The organism is Verrucomicrobiota bacterium, assembly GCA_019247695.1.
Classification (GTDB): domain Bacteria; phylum Verrucomicrobiota; class Verrucomicrobiia; order Chthoniobacterales; family JAFAMB01; genus JAFBAP01.
The window spans coordinates 19,346-38,094 of the sequence record JAFBAP010000157.1; the positions used below are offsets into that span (position 1 = coordinate 19,346).

An 18,749-nucleotide genomic window follows, 5' to 3' on the forward strand; every position below is an offset into this window, starting at 1 on the left:
GCGTCGGAGCGCTTTGGCCATGGCGCAAACCCGGCTGGCGGCAGGTGCATTGGCCCGCCTCGACCCGGCCGTGCCCGTGGAGATCGTAAAAATCACGACCACCGGCGATCGCCGTCTCGACGTGAGCCTGCTGGACCCGGGGCCGGCCCTTGAGCGCGGGCTTTTCACTCGGGAGATCGAACAGGCGCTTCTCGCGGACGCCATCGACGTTGCGGTGCACTCGCTGAAAGATTTGCCGACCACACTGCCTGACGGGCTCGAACTTGCGGCGGTCTTACCTCGCGAGGATCCGGCCGATGTGCTCGTTACCCGGACGCCCTCAACTTTGGTTCAGCTGCCGGCCGGCGTGAAGATTGCGACGAGCAGTGCCCGCCGGGCGTGCCAGCTTCTTTACCTCCGGCCGGACCTGGAGATCACCGAGATTCGAGGGAACGTGCCGACCCGGCTCGCCAAACTCGCCGGCGACCCTTCCTTGTTCGGGCTGGTCCTGGCCAAAGCCGGTCTCCGGAGGCTCGGCTTAAGCACGGGGTCCGCGTTGGTGCAGTCTGCAGACGTGAGCCTTTACGCGGTCGAACTACCCGAGATGCTCCCGGCCGCAGGTCAGGGCATCATTGGGTTGGAGATTAAAACCGCCAACGAACGGGCCCGCGGTTGCCTGGAACGCATTAATGACCCGGCGACCTGGCACTGCGCCCGGGCCGAGCGCGATTTTCTGCAGTTGATTAACGGCGGTTGCGGCGTACCCGTGGGGGTTCGAACTTGGACTGCGGACAACACGTTGCACCTTCAGGCCGTGGTGTTTGACCGGGGTACCAACCCGCGAACGGGGCAGGTGGCCGTCCCCCTTGAGGATCATCGAGGTGCGGCTGCCGCGCTTTTGGAGAAAATTTATGAGTAGTAATGGTACATGCATCCTGGCCGGAGGCGGCCCGGGCGATTTGGGGCTCGTGACTCTGCGGACCAAAGCGGCGATCGAGCAGGCGGACGTTTTGATCTACGATTACCTTTGCAATCCGGACCTCTTGCAGTGGGCCAAGCCGGGAGCCGAAGTGATTTACGCCGGCAAACAGGCGGGCCGTCACACGCTTTCCCAGGATGAAATCAACCAATTGCTGATCGATCGGAGCCAATCCGGCAGGGTGGTGGTCCGCCTCAAGGGCGGTGACCCGTTCGTCTTCGGCCGGGGAGGTGAAGAAGCCGAGGCGTTGGCCGAGGCCGGCCTGCCTTTCGAGATCGTTCCCGGCGTAAGTTCGGCCGTGGCGGCGCCGGCCTACGCCGGTATCCCGGTCACGCACCGGGATTATAGTTCTTCGTTCACCGTGTTTACCGGGCATGAAGATCCGGCCAAAGCCGGATCCGAGATCAACTACCGCGCCCTGGTCGAGAGTGGAAGTACCCTTGTCATGCTTATGGGGATGGAGCGGCTGGCCGAAATCGTGCGCAGCCTCCAGGAGGCCGGTGCAGCCCCGGACACGCCGATCGCTCTGGTCCGGTGGGGTACAACCGGCCAGCAGACCACCAGGGTAAGTGATCTCGCCCACGTAACGGAGGCAGCCGAAGGTTTGACCGCCCCGGTGGTCGCCGTTGTGGGTGAGGTCGTCCGGCTTCGGCAAAAGTTGGCGTGGTTTGAGAGACGGCCGCTTTTCGGGCGCCGGATTGTCGTCACCCGTACTCGGAAGCAGGCCGGGAACCTCAGCGACCGGTTGCGGCTGCTCGGGGCAGACGTGCTGGAGATCCCGACGATCCGCATACTCCCGCCGAAGAACCTGATGGAATTTGGCGAACTGGTGCGCGACGCCTACCAGTACGACTGGGTGATTTTTTCAAGCGTGAACGGCGTTGAGGCCTTCTTTGAAATGTTCCTCAAACTTTATAGTGACCTGCGCGAGATCGGCAACGTGCGCATTGCCGCGATCGGTCCCGCCACCGCTCAAAGGATCCGCGATTATCACCTCGGGGTGGACGTGCAGCCGTCGGAATTCGTTGCGGAAGCCGTGGTGAGCGCCCTGCAGGGACAGGGGAGCGTGGAAAATATCAGGATCCTGGTGGTTCGCGCCGAAACGAGCCGTGACGTGTTGCCGAAACGACTCACCGCCCTCGGCGCCATCGTCGATGAGGCCGTCGCTTACCAAACCGTACCCGAAACCGAAGACCCGCACGGGGTGCTCAAGCGTTTTCGCGAAGAGGGCGCCGACATTATTACTTTCACCAGTTCATCCACGGTCGAGAACTTTCTCAACCTCCAACTTCCGTGGCCGCCCGGGCTCAGGACCGTCAGCATCGGGCCCATTACCTCGGAGACGATGCGTAAATGCGGTTTGCGCGTCGATATTCAGGCGAGCCGATACGACATCGACGGGCTCGTCGAAGCCATCGTGGATCAATTCGGTCACACGGCGTGAAGAGGCACACGGCGCCACGGCGGAACGCGGCGACCACGGCGAGAAAATTAAATCGTCCGCAGAACACGCAGAGAATGCAGAAAAGCGGAAACGTCCACCGATTACGCCGATTGACACAGATTAACAAGACCCGGCGGCGACTCTAAGGTTGACACTCGCACCCAACCTCCATGGTGCCGCTCTGAACTCCGAACTCCGAACGCTTTCCCCTCTTCTCGCCGTGTTCGCCGTGGCCCGCCGTGTTCGCCGTGTGAACTCAGTCGTTGTGCCCGCCAGACCCGCCGTGGTCGCCGTGTTCCGCCGTGGCGCCGTGTGCCCCTTTTGCGCTATGCCCGTGGTGTGACGCCGTGTAAAAAAAAACTCCACCGGACGGTGGAGTTTTCGATAAAAACTTTTGAATGGGGGGGAAGCTCAGGGATTGAAGCGGAACTTCAATTTGCCGCGTTTCGCTGCGGCCTTCGCTTTACGGCGAACCTTCTGGTTAGGGGTCTCGAACGCGCGCAACCTCCGGACTTCCTCCATAATCCCCTCCGCATCGAGCTTGTTCTTGAGCCGCTTCAGCGCTCGATCGATTGGCTCTCCCTTACGGACAATCACTTCTGGCATAAAGATTCTCTTCTTCCGGTGCTCTGGCTGGTTGAGGGGCTTATAGTAGCCGCCCTTTCATGACGCGTCAACGGTGTACGCAAATTACTCTCTATTTGGCTGGAGCCCAGCCGGTAACGCCGAGGCGGCCCGATGGAATGAAAAGTTTCGAAATGGTTTAACTTGAAAACGGTAACGGCCAGGGTAGGAACCTGCTCCAAGATGCCGCTTAGAGGCGGCGAGGAGGTTATTAATGAATAGAGCAGCACTTTTCGGTCTGGGGTGTTTAGGGGTATTGGCGGTTCTCGTGCTGGCCGTGGGCGGGCTGGTGGTGGGCGGTTATAACAACCTGGTGCAAGTTTCGGCCGCAGCCGATACCGCCTGGGCGCAGGTGCAAACGCAGTACCAGCGGCGGGCTGACCTGATCCCGAACCTGGTCAGAACGGTTGAAGGCGCAGCGAACTTTGAAAAGTCGACCCTGACCGACGTTGTCAACGCGCGCGCTAACGCGACCAAGGTGACCATCGACCCGTCGAAAGCGCCTTCCGATCCTCAGGCCCTGCAGCGGTTCCAGCAGGCCCAGGATGCTTTAAGCGGAACGCTGGGGCGCCTCCTGGCTGTCAGCGAACGCTACCCGGAGCTGAAGGCCAATAACAACTTCCGCGACCTTCAGGCCCAGATCGAAGGTACGGAAAACCGGATTGCCGTCGCCCGGGGCGATTTCAACCGGGCTGTGCAGAACTACAATGTCCGGGTAAGGACGTTTCCGACCGTGCTTTACGCCGCCATCCTGGGATTCCCGCCTAAGCCCTTTTTCCAGAGTGCGGCGGGCGCGGAGAACGCGCCGTCGGTGAGTTTTCCGTCGTTCAGCCCGTCGCCGGCCGGGCGTTGATCTCGAATCGCATCCGGGGCGCTTGCGCCGGGGCTTGTATGGCCGGAATTTGGTGGATGGCGACACCATCTAAGGCAGCCGGACCGGGTGCAGGTACCCGTTTTGAGGGGAGTGGCATTTGGCCGGGAATGCGGGAAGGGGATGGGCGTACCGCAAGGGAGCGGTTCAGAAGGCGAGCGGCCGGGCCCTGGGCGAGAGCTGCGACGGCGTTGTGGGTGCTTTGGTTGGCCTGGGCGCATGCCTTTGCCGCCCAGATCCCGCCACCCCCGAATCACTATTTAAATGATTACGCAGCGCTCGTTAAACCCGAAACGGCGGCCCGCCTGGACCAGCGCCTGCAAGCGTTTGAACGCGAGACTTCGAACCAGATTGTGGTTGCCATCTTCCCGAATCTGCCGCCTGACACCGACCAGTTCACTTTTACCACGGATGTCTTCAGGGCATGGAAGCCGGGTCAGGCCGGCCGGGATAACGGCGCCATTCTATTCGTCTTCGTGCGTGAGCATCAGATCTGGATCCAGACGGGACGCGGCCTTGAAGGCGCACTGCCGGATGCCGTGTGCAAACGAATCACGGCAGACGTGATTGCGCCCGCCTTTAAGACCGGCCAGTACGATGCGGGGATTGAGGCGGGCGTGAATGCCATGATCGCCGCCACCCGTGGCGAATTCCGGGGAACGGGTCGCACCCACGCCCAGACCCAGGCCGGTGCCCGGCATGACCAGGGTAGCGGGTGGGGCGGCCTGATCCTGATTCTGGTCCTCTTCTTGATTTTCTCGCAGATGGGCCGAGCGCGGCGCCGCTACGGTTACCGGCGGCCGGGCGGAGGTGGAGGTTTCTGGATTTTTCCTTCCGGCGGAGGATCCTCTGGCGGCGGCGACGGCGGGTTCTCCGGCGGCGGCGACGGCGGGTTCTCCGGCGGCGGGGGAGATACCGGCGGGGGTGGCGCCGGTTCGAAGTGGTAACCGGCCGCCATTCGTCACTTTCCCGGCGAGACGTTCCGGCAGCTGGGCACCGTTAGAAAATGGTTTCCAGCGCAGGATCAACCACGACGGCCTGGCGATCGAAAAAAGCCGGCGAATGGTACTGAAAAAAAACCTGCAGGGCTCGGGGCAGCAGGCGCAGTGAGATGCCTTCCCGTTCGGGGCGAACCGCCCGGGCATCCCAGACGCACGGACGAGCCGGACCGTTGGATGGGCGATAGACCCAGCCGTTCGCGTGCACCAGAAACATGCCCATGAGTTCGTGGCGTACCGCGCAAAGGGGTCCGTCGAAGCGGGTAAAAGGTTGATGCCTGCGCAGGACCCCGTGCGGCTCGACCAAGTCGAGATTGCACCTGTTACCGGCCAATTCCATGCGTACACGGGCCACCCGGACGGGGTGCGGCGGCGACGCCGGGCACCAAAGCACCGGCCAACTTTCATCCCCGTTACCCGGCCGGCATGCCGTGAAGAACGCGCCACAGTGTGGACAGATCACCAATGCCTCACTTGCTTGCGTTTCTCTTCCGCGCACGTCTTAGCTTTGTCAGCCAGCCGCCGGACTCAAGCTTAAAATAAATCCCACAAGCGGAAAAATGCCACGACTGCCACAAATGAAGAGCGAGTAGCGCCGTCTCTCTTACCGGACACCCGGCACCCGGCACTCGTCTTCATTCGCGGCATTTTTCCGCTCGTGGCATTTGTGGCATCATAGCGGTATGCCCCCGACCCGCCTGTTAACGGCCGTGCCGATCTGCGACGGTCACGACAGCGCCGTCAACACCGTCAATCTGGAACTTGTTCGCCACGGTTTTGAGGTGGTTTATCTCGGGTACCACCGTCCCGCCCGTGATATCGTGCGGGCTGCGCTTCAGGAGGACGTCCGAGCGATCGGGATATCCACTTACAACGGCGGCCACGTTGAATTCTTCACGGAGGTGCTCCGGCTGTTGGGTGAAGCCGGGGCATCCGTCAGGCTTTTCGGTGGAGGCGGCGGCACGATCACACAGGCGGACGCCAAAATCATGGAGCAGCGCGGGGTTAACCGGATCTTTTTTGCGGGAACGCCGCTCAGCGACGCGGTGGCTTACGCTCGCGGGATTGCCGAGGAGGCGTTTCCGGGTTCGGTTGAAATGCAGCCGCCGTTCTCTGACCGCGCGCTTGGGCGGGCGTTAAGTGTTCTGGAACGCGTGGAGAGCGACGCGCCCGGCTTGCCGGCCGGCACGCAGGCGCATCCGGGCGGGAGAACCCTCCGGATCGGCGTCACCGGTCCGGGTGGCGCGGGCAAGACAACCTTGATCGATGAGCTCGTGCTACGCTTTTTGCGTGCGTTCGGTTCCGGCTCGCGGCTTGCCATCCTCTCGCACGACCCTAGTCTGGCCGGCGGGGGCGCCTTGCTGGGGGACCGCGCAACGATGATCTACTCCCAGCATGACCGCGTTTTTATGCGCAGCAACGCCACGCGCGGCCAGGCCGGGGGAGTAAGCGCAACCACCCGCCGCGCTTCGGATTACCTGGCCGGGACGAATTTGTTCGAAGCCGTGCTGATCGAAACCGTCGGCACCGGCCAGGAAGCGGTCCCGTTTGGCCCGAAACCAGGCTACGTCGACCGGACCGTACTGGTGCTGCCGCCCGATTACGGCAGCCGGCTGCAGCTGCAGAAGATCGCGATGCTCGACCTCGCGGATTGCGTGGTGGTCAATAAAGCGGACAGGCGCGGCGCAAAAACCGCCGTATCCGAAATTCAGGCGCACCTTCGGAGCCGCGCGGACGCGGTGCCGCTTTTTCTGACGCAGGCAAATCTCCACCGGGACACCGGTGTCGACCGCCTCTTTGAGTACCTGTTTGCGGGTAACCTTTCCGATCCCGGCAGCCCTCACCTCCTTCAAATCCAAAGTCGTCTATGAGTTCTCTCGGCCAGGTTGTTTCAGCGGTTCGCGCCTATCGTCGATACGTACAGGAACAAGTCCGGCGCGTCCGCCGGGAGCCGGCCTTTGCCGGCCAGGTAATGTCGCGCTGGGCGGAAGTCAGAGCCCAAATCGGTACGACGCGTACCCCGACCGGGCTCGAGCTGCCCCGGTTGGCTTTGCCGCCGTACGACGAACCGGGCGAAATCCTGCGGTACCTTCTGGAGGGCGGGTTGCCGGGCGAGTTCCCGTTCACGGCGGCGGCTTACCGCGAGCAATACCTTGAGCCGGGCGAGGCGATCCAGCAGAACAACCATCCGGCGCGAGCCGTGCCGCCCGAGGAACCGACCCGCCTCTTCGCCGGCCTCGGCCTTCCGGAAGACACCAATGAGCGTTTTCATTACCTCTCGCGCAACCAGCGTTCCAAGCGCCTCAGCACCGCCTTTGACGGTCCGACCCTCTACGGCGTCGGAGCGGGTGCGGATGGCGTGTTCGGCAAGATCGGCGAGGGAGGGGTCGCCGCAGACACGGTCGACGACATGGAGCGCCTGTATGCCGGGTTCAACCTGGACCAGCCCCAGGTTTCCGTCTCGATGACGATTTCGGGTCCCGCTCCGATCCTGTTGGCCATGTACGTGGCCGCGGCCAAACGGCGGTTCGGGGATGGGGTCCTCACGCAGTTGCGCGGCACCATCCAGGCTGATGTGCTCAAAGAGGTCCAGGCCCAGAATGAATTGGTTTTTCCAATCGAGCCGTCACTCCGTTTTCTCGCCGACATGGTCGATTTTTGCGCGCGCACCATGCCTCGCTGGTACCCGATCTCCATCAGCGGCTATCACATCGCCGAAGCGGGCGCAACGCCGGTGCAGCAAGCCGCCTACACCCTTTCAAACGGGTTCGCCTACGTCGAGTATTTCCAAAATCGCGGGATGGAGGTGAACGCGTTCGGGCCCCGGCTTTCCTTCTTTCTGGACTGCGCCCTGGACGTCGAATACGTCGCCCTGGCCCGGGTCTGCCGGAAAGTTTGGGCGATCGGCATGCGGGATGCCTTCAACGCGGATCGCCGGGCGCAACTCCTGAAGCTTCACACCCAGACCAGCGGCCGGTCGTTGATCGCGGCCGACTGGAAAAATAACCTTACCCGGACCGCCATCGAACTGCTGCTGGCCTGTATGAACGCCACCAATTCCTGCCATAGCAATGCCGCGGATGAACCGTTCACGACCCCGGGCGAAGAATACGCCCGCTACGCCGCTCACGCCCAGGCCATTCTGCTCGAGGAAAGCGGCGTGTTCCGGCACATGATGAATACCTTGCCGGGGTCGCCCGGCATGCGCGTGATCGGGGAGGCGGTGGAAGAAGCTGTGCTGGAAGAGTTTGAAACCATCGAGGAACAAGGCGGCGTGCTCGGTGCGGTCGAGCGCCGTTACCAGCGCAGCCAGATCCAGGCGTCAGCCTACACCCTTGAACGCCAGATTCACGACGGCGAGCGCCCCCTCATCGGACAAAACCGTTACCGTAACGGTGAAGCGGTATGGCCGGACCACGCTATGGTTCGTACCCCGGCGGCGAAAAAGCAGCTTCACCTGGACCGCCTCCACGATTTCGAAAAAAGGCACGCTGCGGAGAGCGAGCGCTGTCTGGATCAACTTTCCCAAGCGGTGGATAAAAACGCGAATGTATTCGCCGAGCTCATCAACACCGTTGAGCACTGTTCACTCGGGCAGATCACCAGGCGGCTCTGCGAACAGGTCGGCAGGTTCCGGCCGCTTGTGTGAAGGTGTGACGGGTAACTGGCAACGCGTAACGGGTAACGGGTAATGAGTGCCGTGCAATGCCCGGGTATGCCGGCGAGTACGGCGGGAACGTTTACAGGGCGCGGGGGGCGAAAGACAGCGAGAAGACAAATGCCGGCCCTTGATACCTGGTCACAGTGCTCAGAGTCACACGCCGAACAGCACACGGTACCCGCCACGCGTTACCAGTTACCCGTTACCCGATTCCTACCAGCGGTGGTGGACCTGGGGACGAATGTAGGCGGCGTAGATTTCCTCGACCGTGTGGTGCTGTTCGTCCGAAAGCGGCGCCAGGTCGGACGCCAACACGTTCTGGGCTATCTGGTCGGGGTTCCGTGCCCCGGGGATAACGCAGGAAACCGCCGGGTGATCCAGGATCCACCGCACGGCGAAATTGGCCATGGTGATCCCGGGCGGCACCAGCGGCCGCAGACGGTCCACGGCCTCGAGGGCCGGGTCCAGGTCGACGCCCGAAAACGTTTCACCCCGGTCAAACTGTTGGCCGAACCGGTTAAAGTTGCGATGATCGTCCGGGGCGAACTGGGTCTGCTTGGTGATCTTGCCCGCCAGCAATCCGCTCGAGAGCGGTAACCGGACAATGATCCCGACGTCAGCCTTTTGCGCCAGCCCGAACAAGAGCTCTTTGGGGCGCTGCCGGAAAGCGTTGAAGATGATCTGCACGGAGGCAAGTTCCGGGTAGTTAATGGCTTTGATCGCCTCTTCCACCTTTTCGACGCTGACCCCAAAATGCCGGATCTTGCCTTCGCGTTGCAGGTCGGCCAACACCTCGAACACCTCGGGCCGATAGTAGACTTCGATAGGCGGACAGTGAAGCTGGAGCAGATCGAGCGTTTCGCGTCGCAGGTTCTCAAGGCTGCGTTCGACGAAAGCGGTCAGGTTCTTGCGGTTATAGCCTTCCGCGTTGTGGGGGTCAAGGCGCCGGCCGGCTTTGGTCGCGACCAGGACGGATTCCGGGCGCTCCGCCAGCACCTGGGCAATGAACCGTTCGCTGCGCCCGTCGCCGTACACGTCGGCCGTGTCGATGAAGTTCACACCCGCATCCAGCGCCGCATGCAACACCCGAATGGCGTCCTCGTCCGCAACGGAACCCCAAGCACCGCCGATTTGCCAGGCGCCCAGGCTGACTTCGGAAATCTCGTAATTCGTTTTGCCTAGTCTTCGATATTTCATAAAGCCTGTACGCGATACGCGCACGACCCCAGGTTTGGTGCGGGGCCGCAGGTTCATCCACGATCGCATCGGCAAGTTAAATGGTTTTAAAAGGTTTCCTTCCGGTTGCGGCGCGCCTGGTCACCGTTGCCGGCGCCCTTGCCCTTTTTGCACGGAATCTGCCCGGAACGATTGCCAAAGGCACTCTGACCGGGTAAGGACAACCCCGAAAAGGCCACTGACGTGATCCATATTCTGCAAATCATCCTCTTGGGACTTGTCCAGGGCGCCGCCGAGCTTCTGCCGATCTCAAGTTCAGCCCACGTGATCGTTGCCGAAAAACTGATGGGCCTGGACCCTTCGGCTCCGGATATGACGTTCCTGTTGGTGATGCTGCACACCGGAACGATGCTGGCCGTGCTGGTTTACTTCTGGCGATCGTGGAAGCAGCACTATTTTTCGAGTACCCGCAAGTTCACCGAGGTTGCGGTCAACGTGGTTGTGGCCACCGTCATTACGATCGTTTTCGGCCTGGCCTTGCAGTTCATCATTGAAAAAGCGTTTCTGAAGGGCACAGACAAAGCGGAACTCGAAACCCTGTTCTCGAATTTGCGGCTGATCGCAGGCGCGCTGTTTGCCGCCGGGTTGCTGATCCTTGCGGCAAGCGGCAAGGACCGGCATAAGGCCCGGCAGGCTCGCGACGCGGATGCGCCCTCCGCCGCATGCATCGGAGCGGTTCAGGGACTTTGCCTGCCGTTCCGCGGATTTTCCCGGTCGGGCGCAACGATCTCGACGGGTCTGCTGCTCGGGATCGAGCGGCGGAACGCGGAGGAATTCAGTTTTGCCCTTGCCGTGGTGCTGACCCCGCCCGTGATCGCCCGTGAACTTTGGCGCTTGCTGAAGGCCAATGCGGGTGCGGCTCAGCCCGTGCATGGGGGCGCGTTGCTTTTGCCGGGGCTGTTCGGCATGCTTTGCAGCTTTGTCGCCGGTTTAGGGGCGCTGTGGCTGCTCTCCCGCTGGCTCGAACAGGGGCGCTGGAGCTTCTTCGGCATTTACTGCCTCGTCGCTGCGATCGTGGTTTTCGGACTCTCCGCAGCCGGGTTCTAATACCGTTTCGACGGCTACGGAGGTAAAATTTTTCTTCCTTCCCGATGCCCCGCCGGCGTTACACCGATCCGACCGTATAAACGGTATGCCGGCCCGTCAGGCCAAAGGCGTTTCAGCCAAGTACGGAGCATCCTCCGGCGCCGGCACCCCCTGAGCCGAATTCTACTGAGGTAACTGTCTGAACCGTTTAAGCCGGCGCCCGGCAGCCAAGGGGAAAAAGCGGCGTGCGGGACGGGCCGTCCTGCCCTTGGGGCCGGACCGTCGTTTTTGGGTGATCACCCCGGCATTTCGGGTATACTGAAGCCACCGTGCCGGCCTGCCCTGGGTGGACAGCCCGGCCCCCCTTACTGAAGTTGACCAATGAGCAAGCCACGGCTTTCACCCCGCTCCTGGATCTTCCACCAGTTCCCCGATCTGGATCCGACGGCCCTGGTCAGGCTCTCTGAACGCAGTGGCGAATCGTTCAGCCCTGAAGAGCAGGAACGCGCCCTTTGGATCTGGAACCGCCGCCCTTCCGAGACGCGGGTACTGTTGCACCTGCTGATTTTGAGCGTCGGCGCCCTGGCGCACGTTCCTCTTATCATTCTCGCCGATATAGAAGTTATTATAATATTCCACAGCTTCTACCTTATATTGGTATTCGTGCTCGCCGGGACCTTTGTCGTCCAGGAAGCGCGTTACCGGCGGTGGCGCCGCGACTATTTGCGGTCGCTGGCACGCGTCGTGGAGCAACAAACCTCGCAGCCCGATATTTAGGTTCCGGTTCACTGAACTGGCGTTAATTCGTTCTTGACGCATCCAACCAAATAGCTCATGCGAAGGGATAGATGCGCCTTAACCATCAAGATCAAGTTGCTCGGCAGGGAGTAGTCTACTGCGGTGCACTGAAAGTTTGCTGCCGCGCGCACGAGAAACCGGGAAAGCCAAGGTAACCCGCGCTGCGCCTCCAGTTAGACGTCGTGTTCCGCATCAGCCTTGCCGATAGCATGCCTGGTCCCAGGGTAAGGTCATCGCGTGACGAGGGGTAACAGGCGTCACGGATCACTTAACGACGCGGGTGCGCCGTTAAGACCAATCACACCTTGCTGAGGACTTTATGAAAGTATTACGTCGAAACATCTTCGCACGGTTAGCCAAGCCCCCTGGGTTAGCTGCTGGTTTACTTGCACTCGCTTCGGTCACTGGTTTCGCCCAGATTCCATTTCTGACCGTTACTACCGCCACTCCTGTCATTAACCGGTTTCTGGCATACCCGTACTCATACAATGAATTACAGGTTGCAACGCCGTTAGCCGGGGTGGTCACTCTCGCCCCTGCGTCCCCCCTGGCGGCGGATATCAGGGCCGCCATTCTTGCTGACGTCGCGACCGGCACGCCGGCTGCGCTGGCGGCGGGTACCCCGAATTTCAGCATCGTAAACTTCCCTCGCGCGTTGGATGCGCTCTCTGCTAACCAGTACACGATGCTGCGTTTCGTGGAAATCAAGAGCACGGAAAACTTCTTCAACAATATCGATGCTCACCTGGCCGAGATCCGGTTGGGCACGCAGGGGTTTTCCACCGCCGCCACGACGTACACCCAACCGGCGCCCACGACCGGCTACTCGAAAGAGGGTAAAGGCGAAGAAGGTAAACAGCCTGTGACCGCACCGCCGCCCCCGCCTGCGGAACCGAAATTCAGTGTTTGGGTAACCGGCATCGGCAACATTGGAACGCTGGACACCGGCGGAGGCGCCGGGATCGATCGTACGGCGGCCGACTTTGACTTCTACGGCGGTGGCGTGATCGGCGGCATCGATTACAAGGTCGTGCCGAAATTCGCGATCGGCCTCGCTGCGGGCTACGAATACACGCACATCAGCCCGAAAGAAGTTTTCGGCAGCGCCCACACCCAACAGGTTAACGGTGAGCTTTACGCCACCTACGGCGGCCCCGTGGGTTTCTACGTGAATGGAATCGCCGGCGGAGGCTATAGCTGGAACGACGTCCACCGCGACGTTTTCGGCACGCAGGCGTTCAGCGCGCCGCAGGCGGCCGACGTCAACACGCACGGCGAGGCCGGCTACCAGATCAGGCTCAGCGACAATCTGGGGATCACGCCTTTCGGCCAGATTTCGTATGACCATCTCTGGAATTCCGGCGCGGCCGAACAGGGGTCAGTCGCCAATCTGGATGTTCACCACGGCACTGCCGACAGTTTAAGGAGCGTCGCGGGCGGGAAGCTCGTCTTCCTGTTTAACTTCCTCGGGCTGCGTCTGACCAATACAATCTGGGGGGGCTGGGAACATGAGTTCCTGAAGCCATACTACAGCGTGAATGCGTCCTTCCGCGGCTTCGAAGGACTTGGTTCCTTCGAGACCCGAAGCGCTCGCTTCGGTCACGAGAGCTTCACGGGCGGCGTCGGTGCAAGCTTTGGTCTGATCACGAACGTCTCAGTTAATTTCAACTACGACGTTCAGGCGAATGATTCGTTCACGGATCATTTCTTCAACCTGGGGTTGATCTACAAATTCTAAGCTGAATTCTGACCGGGAGTTGGGGAAGGCCGGCTCGTCAAGGCCGGCCTTTTTCGTTCCGCCAACATCCTTGCCAGGTCGTTTCGAGTGAACCGTTACCTGCTCCGTGGACCGCGACCATCCGCCTTCCAAGAAAGCCGTCAGCTTGCGGCTGAGCAGCCAGATGGTAGTTTAAACCTAACAATCCCCGCGAATCGGCCCTGGTTTAACGTCAGGATTTTCCCGTGCCGCGTTTAAGCCGGTTAGTTAACAGCGGGTTATCCGTTCGACGCTGTTCTTCCGGAGTCAGAAAACGCTTCAGCTCGGCCTCAAGTTCCTGAACGGTTTGCGTCGAGGTGTGAATGTGCCGGGCTGCATCGAAATCCGCCACCAAACGCTGGTAGGCATGACAAAGAATGGTAAGCTGCGCCAGCAGACTCACCGGGATGCAAGCGTAACCCCCGCGAAGCGGTGCAATTCGTTTCGCCAGCGTACGCAGGTTTTCTTCGGTCAGGTCCAGCTTTTCGCGGTTCACCAGTGACGTTGCCGGGTTGTTAACCTGGACGTTGATTTCTTCGAGCGTATAATCCAGGTCGATGCTGTAGCGGATGTGGTCTTTTCCCTCAAAAGAGAGGTACTCTACCCCGTTGCTTTCATGTCGCGCATAGAGCTCTGCTCCCCGCCGCTGGACATCGGTCAGCCAGTTTTCAACGATGGGCCGTAGGTTGTGCCTCGTTTCCATATACATACCTCCGTACCATTATAGCATTCTTTGTGCCGCCCGGCTTGCAGCTTGAAGACACGACATTTCATACGTTCGTTTGTCGCCCGGCCAGGGAGCGAATGCGCCGGATAAAATGATGGATGACGCCGGTGTGCCGGGAAGGGCCGTGGCGCCTCGCAAATTGCGTCTGCCATCGTGCAGGTCGCGAGTCTCCGCTCGGGAGTTGCTGGCGTATTGACGTGCGGGGCGCAGCCTGATGAAATTCGGCGATGGCCTCTTTATCGGCCCGCTCCCCCTTGTGGCTACCGGATCGTACGCGCGCCACTCACCTTACGCGTTTTATGGCGTGGCTTGCGCGCGACCAGGGAGCGCAGTTTGCGACTTACCAGCAGCTGTATGAGTGGTCCATAGCCCACCCGGACCGCTTCTGGTCCGCCATTGCCCGTTACTTCCACGTACGATTCGGCGCGGCGCCGGCCGGCATCCTGGAAGCCGGCCACAAGGCGATGAATGCGGTCTGGTTCCCGGGCGCCACCCTCAATTTCGCGGAGCACCTGCTCCGGTTTTCACCGGACGAGAACTCCGTCGACCCTGGCCGGACGGCCGTCGTGTTCCGCTCGGAATCCCGGGTGAGCTCCGTAGAGATCAGCCGGCGCGAACTTTGCGAGCAGGTGGCCGCCGTGGCCGGGCGATTCCGCTCCCTTGGGCTCGAAGCGGGCGACCGTGTGGCCGCGTACCTGCCCAACCGCCCGGAAACGCTTGTTGCGTTTCTCGCGGCCGCCAGCCTCGGCGCCATCTGGTCGGTCGTGCCGGTAGAACTCTCCAGCCACGGCGTGCTCGATCGTTTCACCCAGATCCAGCCGAAGCTGCTGGTGACCACTGCGGCGTACCGTTACGACGGCAAGTTCTACGACCGGCGCGAGTCAATCGACCGCATCGTTGCCCAACTGCCTTCGCTTGAGGCCGTGCTTTTGATCCCCTCAGATCCCGCGGCTGAAAACCGGGCCCCGGGCGATTGGAGTGTTCCGGGGATCCCGGGGGTCACGATGATCTCCTGGACCGAGGCGACGTCGACCCCTGCACGCCTCCAATTCACGCGGGTCCCGTTCGCGCATCCGCTGTGGATCCTATACTCGTCCGGAACGACCGGGGCACCCAAACCCATCATCCATGGACACGGCGGCATGCTGCTCGAACACCTGAAGGCATTACACCTGCACCTCGACCTGTCTGCCGGAGACCGCTTTTTCTGGTACACCACGGCGGGCTGGATGATGTGGAACTTTGTGATCGCCGGCCTTGCCCTGGGTTCGACGGTCGTTCTTTACGACGGCTGTCCGAAGTTTCCCGACCTGAACGTGCTGTGGCGATTTGTTTCTGAAGAGAGAATCAATTACTTCGGGACGAGTGCCCCTTTTTTGATGGCCTGCCGGAAAGAGGGGCTGCGGCCCGGTGCAGCGTTCGACGTGACCCGGTTGCGGGCGATTGGGTCGACGGGCGCACCTTTGCCGCCGGAAGGGTTTGAATGGGTGTATCGGGAGGTCAAATCGGACGTCTGGCTCGGTTCGATCAGCGGCGGGACGGATGTCTGTACCGCCCTTGTTTCGAGCAACCCCTTGCTGCCGGTTTACGCCGGGCAATTGCAATGCCGCGCCCTCGGCGCCCCGGTCGAAGCCTGGGACGCAGACGGGCGGCCGGTCCTTGACGAGGTCGGCGAACTGGTGCTGACCGGCCCGATGCCGTGCATGCCGGTCGGATTCTGGAATGATCCGGACGGCCAGAGATTCCGGGACGCGTATTTTGACGTGTACCCCGGAATCTGGCGTCACGGCGATTGGATCCGGATCAACGCGGCGGACGGTCAGTGCATCATTTATGGGCGGTCGGACTCCACGCTGAAGCGCGGCGGCGTCCGGATGGGTACCAGCGAATTTTATCGCGTGGTCGAAACCCTGCCGGAAATTGCGGAAGCGCTGGTGATTGACACTACCCGCCTGGACGTGGCCGGCGCAACCGGCGAGTTGCTGCTGTTCGTGGCCTTGCGTCCGGGTGCCCGGTTCGACGCGGTGCTCCGCGACAAGATTGCGGCGACGCTCCGCGCCGATTTGTCTCCGCGCCATGTGCCGGACGCGATCTATGCCGTCCCGGAGATCCCCCATACGCTGAACGGCAAGAAGATGGAGGTGCCCGTGAAACGGATTTTTGAAGGTGTCCCGCTTGAGCGGGCCGCCAGCCTGCACGCGGTGGCCAACCCCGATGCGCTCCGGTTCTTCGCGCGCCTCGCTCACACCGCGGGCACGGCGAAGTAGCGGGCACGGCGGATCCGCGGAACATGCAGACAACACAGAAGGGGATCCACGTGTTCATCGCTTGACGCCCGGTACGCTGCCGTTGCGAACGCCAAACCGCTGCTTTAAACCGGTTCCGGGGCGTTGTTGGCTGACGATCGCGCGAGCGCGTCCAGAACCTTAATGTTGTTCAGCCCATCTTCCGGCGGCAGCGGAACCGGGCGCCGGTTGAGCACGGATTCCGCGAACGCATCGGCCATAAGTCGGTACTGATTCGCCGGCGCAATACGTTCTTCATGTCGGTTGCCGTCCGGATCGACGATGATAACGAGACCTTCCGCTGCGCGTGTGCCATAGCCGGGGATGATCCCACGGGGCACTTCGATGTAGCCATCGGTGCCAACGATGGTGTAGATGTCGCCTCCGTCAGTGGCAAACGAGCCGCTGATCAGGGCGACGCCGGTGGCAAACTCGAGGAGACCGGCGCTGCTGGTGTCAACGCCCATCTTTGCGTCAATCTGCATCCGGCCAACCACGCGCCGGGGTTCGCTGCCGAACGCCATGCGGGCGATGCTTACCGAATAGCAACCCATGTCCAGGAGTGCGCCACCCCCGAGCCGGGCGTCGTAACGAATGTTCCCTGCATCGAGTGCTCGCATGATGTTGACGGACAAATGCGCGCGCACTTCGCGGACCTGCCCGATTACCCCGGAACCGATGAGTTCCTGCACACGGCGCGTCTGCGGGTGAAAACGGTACATGAACGCCTCCATGAGGTTTACGCCGTGCCTGGCGCAGGCCTCGATCTGCCGCGCTGCATCAGCGGCGGAGGTCGCAAGGGGTTTTTCACAAAGAACCGCTTTGCCGACCGCCGCCGCCCGGATGGTCCAGTCGGCGTGCAGCGTGTTCGGAAGGGGAATATACACCGCGTCTACGTCGGGATCTTCCAGCAACGCCTGATAGCTGCCGGTGACCCGTTTGATGCCGAGTTCCCGCGCAACGCTTCGCGCCTTTTCAATATCCCGGCTTGCCAGAACCTCGACCCTGCCCCAGGTCGAGCCCTGAATCGCCGGGATCACCTGCATCCGGCCAATGCCGGCCGTGCTCATCACACCCCATCTTAGTTGTTGTGGCATTCAGCCCCCCTTTCGTATTCGTCGCGCGGTGATCCGGGCGGTGATGGCACCGTCGCATGGACCTGCCGCGCCCGGATTTGCGTGATGGATTCGCGCGTTCACTTCTTTCTGCCGAAATTGCCCCAGAGATTCGGATCATCGACATTTTCCTTCGTGATGAGAACCGGCTCGGTTCGACCTTTGGGATCAAACGGTTTGCCTTCGAAGTAGGCGATGATGTCATTCAGGATGATCCCGCCCATCGCGTACGGATCCTGGCCGACCGACGCGTCCTGCGTCCCCTGGCGGATGCGGTCCATGGCTAACGGCGTGCCGTCAAGGCCGACCACCGCGACGTGGCCATCCTTTCCGGCCGGGACAAGCTTGTTGATCTGGCGCAAGGCCGACACCACCCCACGCACCATTTCGTCATTGTGACTGAAGACCCCTTTGATGCCGGGGTTTTGGGTGAATGCATCGAGCACCATTTTGTAGGCGTTGTCGGCAACCCATTCCGTGTTCAGCGAACGCACTTCGACGTTGGGGTATTTTTCCTTAATCCGGTCGACGAAGCCTTTGTGACGAAGTTGCGCCTGGTCGGAGCCGATCGACCCTCGGGTCTCGAGCACGACGCCTTTTTCGCCGATCAGCTTTGCCAGTTCGTCGGCCCCCATGGCGCCGCCGCCTTCGTTGTCAAAGTCGACAAAGCCCAGGTATTTGCCTTCCGGCGGAGGATTTTCCATGATGAAGACCGGAATGCTGGCTTCGTTCGCTCGCTTCACGCCGGCCACGATGAGCTTCGCATCGACCGGATTGATCAGCAGCGCGTTAGGTTGCTTGGTCACGGCGTCGAGGGCCTCAGTCACCTGCAGGTTCGGGTCGCCTTTTCCGTCAACGATCTGCAGGACGAGACCGGCATCGGCCGCCTTTTTCTTGATTCCCTCCACCATGGCGACCTGGTACTCGAATTGCAGGCCGAACGTGATATAGCCCACCCGTTTCCCGCGGGCGCCCCCTTCGGCGCTTAATGCCGTGCCGGGAACACCGGCTGTTCCGGCGAATGCCAGCACCGCGGCGCATGCCAAAGCGGCGCCGCGCAAGGTGAACGCACTGAATGCACGGCGGGCCGTGGCATTGCTTCCGGTAGGCACCGCGTGTTCGTCGTCGGCCGATCGTAATCCTTGTGGGCAATCATTGCCGAGGCCGCGAGGAGTTTCGGGCGGTGGTGGTGATGAATTGGTGGGGTTCGTTTTCATGGTTTGTTCCTGGGGGTTTCAGGTGTTTGGCGT

The 18,749-nt window shown here is 61.5% G+C and carries 16 protein-coding genes; 10 read left to right on the forward strand and 6 right to left on the reverse strand.

The genetic code is table 11. From position 1 onward, the window contains the following. Positions 1-19: 19 nt before the first annotated feature. The gene (gene hemC, locus JO015_18545; protein ID MBW0001096.1) at positions 20-898 is read left to right on the forward strand and encodes a hydroxymethylbilane synthase; all 879 of its coding nucleotides are present in this window, start codon (positions 20-22) and stop codon (positions 896-898) included. Continuing rightward, entirely contained in the window at positions 891-2,402 is a 1,512-nt protein-coding gene (cobA, locus tag JO015_18550) for a uroporphyrinogen-III C-methyltransferase (protein ID MBW0001097.1), read from the forward strand. Before hemC ends, cobA begins: the two co-directional genes overlap by 8 nt. A gap of 411 nt (positions 2,403-2,813) precedes the next feature. On the opposite strand, the gene rpsU is transcribed toward cobA, so the two are convergent. After that, positions 2,814-3,008: a 30S ribosomal protein S21 gene (gene rpsU, locus JO015_18555; protein MBW0001098.1), complete on the reverse strand. Its 195-nt coding sequence runs from the start codon at positions 3,006-3,008 to the stop codon at positions 2,814-2,816. Between the two features lie 232 nt (positions 3,009-3,240). Here rpsU and JO015_18560 point away from each other — a divergent pair, with 232 nt between their 5' ends. Beyond that, the gene (locus JO015_18560) at positions 3,241-3,879 is read left to right on the forward strand and encodes a LemA family protein (protein MBW0001099.1); all 639 of its coding nucleotides are present in this window, start codon (positions 3,241-3,243) and stop codon (positions 3,877-3,879) included. Between the two features lie 56 nt (positions 3,880-3,935). After that, a complete protein-coding gene (locus JO015_18565) occupies positions 3,936-4,844 on the forward strand; it encodes a TPM domain-containing protein (GenBank protein MBW0001100.1) in 909 nt (302 codons plus the stop codon). 52 nt (positions 4,845-4,896) lie between these two features. On the opposite strand, the gene JO015_18570 is transcribed toward JO015_18565, so the two are convergent. Next, on the reverse strand, positions 4,897-5,289 hold the full coding sequence (locus JO015_18570; protein MBW0001101.1) for a hypothetical protein: 393 nt from the start codon (positions 5,287-5,289) through the stop codon (positions 4,897-4,899). 289 nt (positions 5,290-5,578) lie between these two features. Here JO015_18570 and JO015_18575 point away from each other — a divergent pair, with 289 nt between their 5' ends. Further along, positions 5,579-6,766, forward strand: a complete 1,188-nt coding sequence (locus tag JO015_18575; GenBank protein ID MBW0001102.1) for a cobalamin-dependent protein — start codon at positions 5,579-5,581, stop codon at positions 6,764-6,766. Beyond that, entirely contained in the window at positions 6,763-8,544 is a 1,782-nt protein-coding gene (locus tag JO015_18580; GenBank protein MBW0001103.1) for a hypothetical protein, read from the forward strand. The genes JO015_18575 and JO015_18580 overlap by 4 nt, the downstream gene beginning before the upstream one ends. A gap of 225 nt (positions 8,545-8,769) precedes the next feature. On the opposite strand, the gene JO015_18585 is transcribed toward JO015_18580, so the two are convergent. Further along, entirely contained in the window at positions 8,770-9,753 is a 984-nt protein-coding gene (locus tag JO015_18585) for an aldo/keto reductase (GenBank protein MBW0001104.1), read from the reverse strand. Between the two features lie 225 nt (positions 9,754-9,978). On the opposite strand from JO015_18585, the gene JO015_18590 reads away from it, so the two are divergent. From JO015_18590 to JO015_18600, 3 genes are all read left to right on the forward strand, one after another. After that, positions 9,979-10,839, forward strand: a complete 861-nt coding sequence (locus tag JO015_18590) for an undecaprenyl-diphosphate phosphatase (protein MBW0001105.1) — start codon at positions 9,979-9,981, stop codon at positions 10,837-10,839. A 360-nt stretch (positions 10,840-11,199) separates the two neighbouring features. After that, positions 11,200-11,595 carry a hypothetical protein gene (locus tag JO015_18595; GenBank protein MBW0001106.1) on the forward strand — a complete coding sequence of 132 codons (396 nt, stop codon included), beginning with the start codon at positions 11,200-11,202 and terminating at the stop codon, positions 11,593-11,595. 340 nt (positions 11,596-11,935) lie between these two features. After that, positions 11,936-13,354, forward strand: a complete 1,419-nt coding sequence (locus JO015_18600) for an autotransporter outer membrane beta-barrel domain-containing protein (GenBank protein ID MBW0001107.1) — start codon at positions 11,936-11,938, stop codon at positions 13,352-13,354. 211 nt (positions 13,355-13,565) lie between these two features. Here JO015_18600 and JO015_18605 read toward each other — a convergent pair whose 3' ends face one another. After that, positions 13,566-14,075 (reverse strand): hypothetical protein, encoded by a 510-nt coding sequence (locus JO015_18605; protein MBW0001108.1) that lies wholly within the window; start codon positions 14,073-14,075, stop codon positions 13,566-13,568. 251 nt (positions 14,076-14,326) lie between these two features. Between JO015_18605 and JO015_18610 the strand changes: the two genes are divergently transcribed. After that, positions 14,327-16,366 carry an acetoacetate--CoA ligase gene (locus tag JO015_18610; GenBank protein MBW0001109.1) on the forward strand — a complete coding sequence of 680 codons (2,040 nt, stop codon included), beginning with the start codon at positions 14,327-14,329 and terminating at the stop codon, positions 16,364-16,366. Between the two features lie 104 nt (positions 16,367-16,470). On the opposite strand, the gene JO015_18615 is transcribed toward JO015_18610, so the two are convergent. Together JO015_18615 and JO015_18620 are read right to left on the reverse strand one after the other, a co-directional pair. Next, positions 16,471-17,481: a Gfo/Idh/MocA family oxidoreductase gene (locus tag JO015_18615; GenBank protein ID MBW0001110.1), complete on the reverse strand. Its 1,011-nt coding sequence runs from the start codon at positions 17,479-17,481 to the stop codon at positions 16,471-16,473. Between the two features lie 98 nt (positions 17,482-17,579). Beyond that, positions 17,580-18,716 carry a sugar ABC transporter substrate-binding protein gene (locus tag JO015_18620; GenBank protein ID MBW0001111.1) on the reverse strand — a complete coding sequence of 379 codons (1,137 nt, stop codon included), beginning with the start codon at positions 18,714-18,716 and terminating at the stop codon, positions 17,580-17,582. Positions 18,717-18,749: the final 33 nt, after the last annotated feature.